Origin of the sequence: Flavobacterium sp. (assembly GCF_035760125.1) — a bacterium.
Taxonomy (GTDB): Bacteria; Bacteroidota; Bacteroidia; order Flavobacteriales; family Flavobacteriaceae; genus Flavobacterium.
In genome coordinates this window covers 1-7,612 of the sequence record NZ_DASTTN010000182.1, presented here as the reverse complement: position 1 = coordinate 7,612, position 7,612 = coordinate 1, and the positions used below count along the sequence as shown (strand labels likewise).

Below are 7,612 nucleotides of genomic sequence, written 5' to 3'. Positions count from 1 at the left end.
ATTTTATTTATTTCCCAAAAAGCTTTCCTAAAAAGCCACCAATACCACCACTGCTTTTGGTCACTGCAATAGCATCATCCATATCCAGTTTTCCATCGGCATTTTGGTCTAAACCAAATTGAGTTCCATATTTTGAAATGGCATCCATTATTCCAGATGTTTGAGCACCACCTCCAGAAATAGCCCCAATTAAATCAGTTATTTGAAAACTATCATTTGGGTCATTGGCTTTGTTTACTAACCCGCCTAATACTTGAGGAATCATACTACTAGCCACTCCTGCAGCATCACTACCATTTAAACCAAATTTTTCTCCCAAACTTCCTGTAAGTTGTTCTGTAATTTGCTGAACAGCTGGATTCGAAGGATCTTGAGCATTATTCCCTTGAAGTAATCCAGCAAGTTTCTCGACACCTCCTTCTGAAGCCATTTTTTGTAAGCTTGAAAATATAGAATTTCCTGCTTCACTCATTACGGCTTCATTATGTTCATTTGGAACCGCATTGTTATTGACAACTGCTTCCTGTCCAAATTGTTGCACTAATTGTGTTAATTGCTCAAACATAGGTTTTTGATTAAAATTAGATATCAAATTTAATCAAAAAAAAGTGGTAATTTATTAATTGAAGTTAATAAATTACCACTATAGGATTCAATATCAGTAGATTGTTTTATTTCACTAATGATTTATTGAAAAAAATGATGATCTGTTGGGCAAGCTCTGTTCCAATCCTATCTTGTGCTTCTTCAGTAGCAGCACCGATATGTGGTGTTAAAGAAATTTTTGGATTCATCAAAATAGTAATTTCAGGATTTGGTTCACTTTCATAAACATCCAATCCTGCGAATGACACTTTGCCACTATCCAACTCTTTTACAAGTGCCACCTCATCAATCGCACCGCCTCTTGCACAATTTACTATCCCAACACCATCTTTCATCATTTCTAATTCTTTTTCACCAATAACGTGTGTATCCTGAGCAGGTACATGCAATGAGATGAAATCGGATTCCTTAAACAAGGATTCCTGAGTTTGTGAAACAAGTGATATAGAAATAGACTGCCCATCAAAAAAAGGTACTTTTATATCTTTCTTTGGAATATGTGTATCACAGTAAATCACTTTCATTCCAAGTCCAATAGCCATTTTTGCGGTAGCTTGACCAATACGTCCCATGCCTATAATTCCAAGTGTTTTTCCTCTCAACTCGATACCATTTGCATAAGCTTTTTTCAAACCATCAAAATTAGTATCTCCTTCCAAAGGCATATTTCTATTGGAGTCATGCAAAAATCGTACACCCGTAAATAAATGGGCAAAAACCAACTCAGCTACAGATTCTGATGATGAAGCTGGGGTATTAATAATGTGAATTCCTTTGCTTTTGGCATATTCAACGTCAATATTATCCATCCCTACACCACCACGACCAATAATTTTAAGACTTGGACAAGCGTCGATAATATCCTTGCGAACCTTTGTGGCACTGCGAACCAATATGACACTTATATTATTTTTGTTTACAAAATTAGCCACTTGTTCTTGAGCCACTTTCGTTGTAATAACTTCAAATCCAGCATTTTCTAAAGCTACAATACCGCTTTTTGAAATTCCGTCGTTTGCTAATATCTTCATTTAAATTTTTATTTAAAGATTGAATCATTTAAAAATTTAAAGATTCAATTATGTTGTTTAATAAAGAGACTAATTAATTTTAATCATTTAATCCTTAAATTATTAAATACTTTTTTCAAGTTCTTTCATCACATCAACAAGAACTTGTACACTTTCCAAAGGAAGTGCATTGTACATTGATGCTCTGTAACCTCCAACTGAACGGTGTCCAGGTAATCCTGAAATTCCAGCTGCTTTCCACATCTCATCAAATTTAGCAGCATGTGATTCATCGTTCAATAAAAAAGTTGCGTTCATATTAGAACGGTCTTCAACAGCTGCTGTCCCTCTGAACAATGGATTTCTGTCTATCTCAGCATAAAGTAAAGCTGCTTTGGCATCATTTATTTTTTCGATAGCCTCAATTCCTCCTAGTTTTTTCAACCATTGTAAAGTCAATAAAGATGCATATACAGGAAAAACCGGTGGCGTATTGTACATACTATCTGCTTTGATATGTTTCTCATAATCCAACATACTTGGTATAGCACGCCCTGTTTTGCCAAGAACTTCTTCTTTGATAACTACCAAAGTAGTACCAGCAGGTCCCATATTTTTTTGTGCACCAGCATAAATGATATCGAATTTTGAAAAATCCAATTTTCTTGAAAAAATATCAGAACTCATATCACAAACAATAGGCAAATCTGTTGATGGAAATTCTTTCATTTGAGTTCCAAAAATAGTATTGTTGCTCGTGCAGTGGAAATAATCTGCATCAGCAGGTATAGTGTACCCCTTTGGGATATGATTGTAATTTTGTTCTTTTGAAGAAGCCACAACAGTAGTATCTCCAAAAAACTTAGCTTCCTTTATGGCCGCAGAAGCCCAAGTTCCTGTATCCAAATAAGCCGCTTTGCCATTTTCTTTCAACAAGTTATAGGGAACCATCAAGAATTCTAAACTGGCGCCTCCTCCAAGAAATATGGTTTGATATCCTTTTCCTTTTAAATCCAAAAGCTCTAAAACTAAAGCTCTAGCTTCTTCCATTACGGCAACAAAATCCTTACTACGATGTGAAATTTCCAAAAGTGATAAACCAGAATCATTAAAATTTAAGATTGCTTGAGCTGATTTTTCAAAAACTTCTTGTGGTAAAATACAAGGTCCTGCGCTGTAGTTGTGTTTTTTCATGGTGTAGTTTGTAGTTACTGTTTGTTTATTATTTGTTCCAATTAACTAATGCAAGAAATAATCAATATTAATACCTTTCTGTGATTGGCAATCATGAGAATTTCAAGCTGTAGTTTGTGTTTGAATTTTCAAAACGCAAATTTCGGGAATAAGGGCTGAATAACAGTTAAATTATTCGCAATAATACAAAAACATAGGTTTATATTATTGACAAAAACGATATAGTATCAATATTGTCTGCGTAATCCCATAAATTTGGTTTTTGTGTGGTTCCAAATTCAATGCTATTTTTTACAAGATTATTACTCACAATACACTGAATTTGATCGCTTTCGTTCTTCAAACGATTTTGTAAATCATCAAGGTTTTCATAGTACTCATAAAAAACACTAGTAATTGGCGAACCGTAACTCGAATCTTCTTTTATGGTTAAGAATCCATTGTCCAGTAATTTGAAATTACTCATCAAGAAAACCGCTTTGTTGTAGTCGTAATTATTCGCGTATTTCTCATAATGAATCACATCTTGATATTCAAAAATGGCTTCAAAAAAAGAATCAAAGGAATAGTCTTTTGGAACAAAAAGTTTAGAAACATTTCGACATCCTAAACCAAAATATCTAAAAATATCTTCACCAAGAGCACCTAATTCCTCTTTGGTTTCTTTACCATTCAAAACCGCAATTGAGTTTCTATTTTTTCTTATGATGGAAGGTTTGTCTTTAAAATAGTATTCAAAATAACGAGCTGTATTATTGCTCCCGGTAGCAATTACAGCATCAAAACCCTCAAGCTTACCATCTACGAATGTTATTTTGTTTTTAAATCCAGATTCAGAAGCGATAAGATAATTAGCCAAGAAAGGCAAAAGATGCTGGTCATTCGAAGAAGTCTTCACCAAAACATCATGCCCAGTAATCAAAACCGATAAGAAATCATGAAATCCAACCAAAGGAATATTACCAGCCAATACCAAAGCAACTTTTTTAGGCGTTACTTTACTCAAATCGTAGGTAGAAAGCCATTTATCCAAATTGTCTTCGGTTAATGCTTCTGCCCAAGACTGTATCGAAAAATAGACTTGTTCCGGGGTATACCAACCATTATGCGATTGTGAAAGTTGAATTAAATCGATGAATTTTTCAAAAAATAAATCATTGCCAAATACAGCCTCATTCTTTATACAATTCCCTTCTTTGAATTGCCCTAGGAATTTACCTAATTTAACAAATGTGTTTTTTTTTGTATCTAATGTCATAATGTTTGTTTATGAAAAGTTTTGATTGTAATTTTGCACAAAAATAAGCTTTTTATAAGCTTTAGGCAAAAGTTGGGTTCAGTATTCGTATTTCGTTTTATAGAACTTGTAACTTTTGAACTTTCAACCTTAAAACTAAACATAAAATGGCAATTATAATAACCGATGAATGCATAAATTGTGGGGCTTGTGAACCAGAGTGTCCAAATACAGCGATATATGAAGGAGCAGATGATTGGAGATATAAAGATGGTACAAAACTAAGAGGTAAAGTGATTTTGCCAGATGGAACAGAAGTAGATTCTGATGAGGCACAAACGCCAATCTCTGATGAAATATATTACATCGTTCCAGGAAAATGCACAGAATGTAAAGGATTTCATGACGAACCACAATGTGCTGCCGTATGTCCAGTAGACTGCTGTATACCAGATGACAATCACGTTGAATCTGAAGAAACTTTATTGAATAGACAAGCTTTCTTGCACAACGAATAAAGTTTATCTTTTTAAAATTTCATACAAACCTGTGTCTTTACACAGGTTTTTTTATACAATACTTTTTTGTCTTTAAAAAAATGGTATTTAATTAATTTTTTTCATATTTTTAAACTGAATATTTTTTACTGATTTATTTTTTACATTTTAAAAAATATGAAAAAATCCCTTATTTTACTTCAACTCTTTTTATGTTTTAATGTTTTTTCACAAACCAATGAAAGAACATTAATATTAATGGAAAAAGGTTCTAATCTACCAATAGAAGGCGCTATTGTTGTAGTTTTAAAAACAAAACAAGTTTTAATGTCAAACAGTGAAGGAAAAGTCATTTTTGAATTAAAAGGAGGTTCAAATGTAAAAGTAACACACTCGTCCTATTTACCGCTAGTCATAAAATGGACTTCTTTAAATCTACCGGAAAATGTTGTCTATTTAAATAGTAAACTAAATACACTTGATGATATAGTCGTAACGAAACAACACCCTCAAGAAATAATCAAAGAATTAGTCAATAATTCAATTAAAAGGTTGAATGTACCCGCTAGACTGAAAGCCTATTCAAGAGAGTTTTTCAAATTAAACGGTAATTATGCTTATTTCAATGACGGCCTCATAAATTTTCAATTATACAAAGACCAGAAAAAAGTAAAATCGGTCCTATTGGTAGAACAAAATCGTTCTTTTGGTTTAGTTGATGATGAAATCAGCACGGATCTCTTAGGATACAATTTAAATATATCGATGGAAAAGTATTATGTTTTTACGGCTTTAAGACCATTATTGGATGAAAAATCAAGAAAAAAATACAACTACCTTGTAAAAGTATATCCTTTAAATCAAGAGTATAACGAAATAACTGCAATTCCTCTGGAAGGTACAACTGAATTATTGGATGATTTTAAAATTGTTTATGACGTTAAAAGAAAATTAATAATTGAGATAAATGCTGAAGTTTCACCTATTACATTAGCAAATCTCAAGGAAGACACTTCAAAAGGGGCCAAAAATATAATTAGATCTGTGTTTAAAACTAATTACAGAATAGATGCAGAAAATTATTATTTAATCAGCTCAAAAGAAGAAATCAATTACGAGGTTAATACAGGTAATGAAACCAAAAACATAGAAGTACTAAATAACTTAGTAACAACAAATTTCAATATTCAAAATTACACTTATAAGGAAAGTGATGTTTTTAAAGACAAAACTCTTTTCAATATAAAGAACTCCATATTGACAGAATATTGGAATGTTTCTGGATTAACTCCTACTACTAAAGAATTAGAGATAATAAATAAAATTACAAAATCTTTCTAGCCATAATCACATATGTATCATAAGCATATGTTTTTCTGTCTATCGTTTTGATGATTTCAAAATTGTTGAGATATAAGAATAATTGCATTTCATTTAATGTAAAGACTCGAACGGTAGAAAAATCATCCAATAAAATTTCTTTTTCATTATCTACAATCTTGTAGTATTGAGCACTCCAATCCAACATAAAATTTTCCATTGGAGTAGTTTCCCAATGACTCTCACGAATGTATTTTATTCCTTCATAAGTAGCTTCATGAAGTATAGTCTGGTTTTCTTTTACAAAAGGAATGAAACGATTGGCATCAATAAAATCAAAAATAAAAACACCATTTGGATTCAAATTTTTATAAACAGACTCAAAGGTGTCTATTACATCTTCATTGTTGGTCAAATAACTTGTGGATCGTCCGGTTATGATAATGGCATCAACTGGATTTTCAAGCACAAAATTACGCATATCCCCATGTATAAAAGTGCTATTTTTATTTCTTTCCTGCGCAATATCAATCATACTTTGGCTATAATCAAGACCTAAATAATTCTGATTATTTTCTTGAAATCTTTTAGCAAGATTTCCTGTTCCGCTTCCTATTTCAAGTATCGAATTACATTTTTTTTCTTGGATTAGGGTATTATAAAATTCATATTCTTCGTCATAATCGATAAAGGTTTGATACATAGCATCAAAAATAGTTGCCATTTTACCAGTATATAAATTATTTGCCATGATAGTAATATTGTTGAGTATAAATTTAAGGAATTCAGTGAAATAAAAAAAGAGCTACCCGAAGATAGCCCTTTTGAAATTATGGTCAAAAATTAGAATTTATAGTTTAATGATAAATTAAAAATTGTTCCTAATTGACTAAAATGAGATCCATCATAAGTCGTGGTATCATAACGCCCGTTGAAAGTAATTAAATTATATTGATTTTTTACTTGAGCTGGATCTGCTAAAAGAGCGGCTCCATTTGCATTTTCAGCTTTGAATTCCCATTCTGGCAATACATTAAAAATATTATTTACATTCAATGCTAAAGTTAATTTATCTGTTGCTGAGAAATTAATTCCTAAATCAGTAACAATTTTAGGAATAAATTCTGTTTTTAAATCAGCATTTAAACCATCTTGATTGAAAGTTGTTTTACCAAAGTAAGTGTTATTAAGAGAGAAACCAAATTTACCAATTTCATAATTAGCACCCAAAATCCATTTTGTTTCTGGTCTTGAAGTAAACATTAACGATTCTAATGTTTGACTAAAACTATTATTTGTCACTGGTGAGATTCTTTCATTGTCGAAAGTAATATTACCAGATAAGTTAAATCCTAATCGTCCTGATCCTAATCCAATATTATTGTAATTCATAACAACATCCAATCCTGAAGTCCTAGTATCGAAAGAGTTAGAAAACCAAGCAACTGATCCAAATTGAGTGTCTTGTTTATCACCTAATACGATTCTGTCTTCCACTTTGATATTGTAATAATCAAGAGTGAAATTGAAATTTTTAAATGGTTTTGATCCTATCCCAACAGTAATATTTGTTGATTTTTCAGCATCCAATTGAGGAATATTCAACTGACGCGCTTGTGGAGAAATGTTATTGATAATACCACTTACTTGAATCCCTTGACCAGGAACAAAAGAATATTGTGATTTTTGAGTATATATCTGGTGTAAAGTTGGTGCTCTGAATCCAGTAGATATAGATCCTCTTAAAG

General features: G+C 31.8%; 8 protein-coding genes. 2 read left to right on the top strand and 6 right to left on the bottom strand.

The features are described 5' to 3' along the window. Nucleotides 1-7: 7 nt before the first annotated feature. The 4 genes from VFS71_RS06910 to VFS71_RS06895 form a co-directional block, all read right to left on the bottom strand. Nucleotides 8-565 carry a DUF937 domain-containing protein gene (locus tag VFS71_RS06910; protein WP_326400191.1) on the bottom strand — a complete coding sequence of 186 codons (558 nt, stop codon included), beginning with the start codon at nucleotides 563-565 and terminating at the stop codon, nucleotides 8-10. A gap of 106 nt (nucleotides 566-671) precedes the next feature. Beyond that, a complete protein-coding gene (locus VFS71_RS06905; RefSeq protein WP_326400190.1) occupies nucleotides 672-1,637 on the bottom strand; it encodes a D-2-hydroxyacid dehydrogenase in 966 nt (321 codons plus the stop codon). Between the two features lie 102 nt (nucleotides 1,638-1,739). Next, on the bottom strand, nucleotides 1,740-2,810 hold the full coding sequence (gene serC, locus VFS71_RS06900) for a 3-phosphoserine/phosphohydroxythreonine transaminase (RefSeq protein ID WP_326400189.1): 1,071 nt from the start codon (nucleotides 2,808-2,810) through the stop codon (nucleotides 1,740-1,742). A 199-nt stretch (nucleotides 2,811-3,009) separates the two neighbouring features. Continuing rightward, complete coding sequence (locus VFS71_RS06895; RefSeq protein ID WP_326400188.1) at nucleotides 3,010-4,068, bottom strand: acyl-CoA reductase; 1,059 nt, start codon at nucleotides 4,066-4,068, stop codon at nucleotides 3,010-3,012. A gap of 146 nt (nucleotides 4,069-4,214) precedes the next feature. Here VFS71_RS06895 and VFS71_RS06890 point away from each other — a divergent pair, with 146 nt between their 5' ends. Together VFS71_RS06890 and VFS71_RS06885 are read left to right on the top strand one after the other, a co-directional pair. Next, the gene (locus VFS71_RS06890; protein ID WP_111409210.1) at nucleotides 4,215-4,565 is read left to right on the top strand and encodes a 4Fe-4S dicluster domain-containing protein; all 351 of its coding nucleotides are present in this window, start codon (nucleotides 4,215-4,217) and stop codon (nucleotides 4,563-4,565) included. Nucleotides 4,566-4,721: 156 nt separating this feature from the next. Continuing rightward, complete coding sequence (locus VFS71_RS06885; RefSeq protein WP_326400187.1) at nucleotides 4,722-5,885, top strand: hypothetical protein; 1,164 nt, start codon at nucleotides 4,722-4,724, stop codon at nucleotides 5,883-5,885. On the opposite strand, the gene VFS71_RS06880 is transcribed toward VFS71_RS06885, so the two are convergent. Beyond that, on the bottom strand, nucleotides 5,869-6,615 hold the full coding sequence (locus VFS71_RS06880) for a class I SAM-dependent methyltransferase (RefSeq protein WP_326400186.1): 747 nt from the start codon (nucleotides 6,613-6,615) through the stop codon (nucleotides 5,869-5,871). The genes VFS71_RS06885 and VFS71_RS06880 overlap by 17 nt on opposite strands. A 92-nt stretch (nucleotides 6,616-6,707) precedes the next feature. Then, a partial coding sequence (locus VFS71_RS06875; RefSeq protein ID WP_326400185.1) for a TonB-dependent receptor domain-containing protein occupies nucleotides 6,708-7,612 on the bottom strand: 905 nt, incomplete at its 5' end.

Coding starts and splice junctions, on each gene's coding strand:
- VFS71_RS06895 (WP_326400188.1), bottom strand. CDS start 4,068: ATGACATTAGATACAAAAAAAAACACATTTGTTAAATTAGGTAAATTC.
- VFS71_RS06880 (WP_326400186.1), bottom strand. CDS start 6,615: ATGGCAAATAATTTATATACTGGTAAAATGGCAACTATTTTTGATGCT.
- serC (WP_326400189.1), bottom strand. CDS start 2,810: ATGAAAAAACACAACTACAGCGCAGGACCTTGTATTTTACCACAAGAA.
- VFS71_RS06890 (WP_111409210.1), top strand. CDS start 4,215: ATGGCAATTATAATAACCGATGAATGCATAAATTGTGGGGCTTGTGAA.
- VFS71_RS06905 (WP_326400190.1), bottom strand. CDS start 1,637: ATGAAGATATTAGCAAACGACGGAATTTCAAAAAGCGGTATTGTAGCT.
- VFS71_RS06910 (WP_326400191.1), bottom strand. CDS start 565: ATGTTTGAGCAATTAACACAATTAGTGCAACAATTTGGACAGGAAGCA.
- VFS71_RS06885 (WP_326400187.1), top strand. CDS start 4,722: ATGAAAAAATCCCTTATTTTACTTCAACTCTTTTTATGTTTTAATGTT.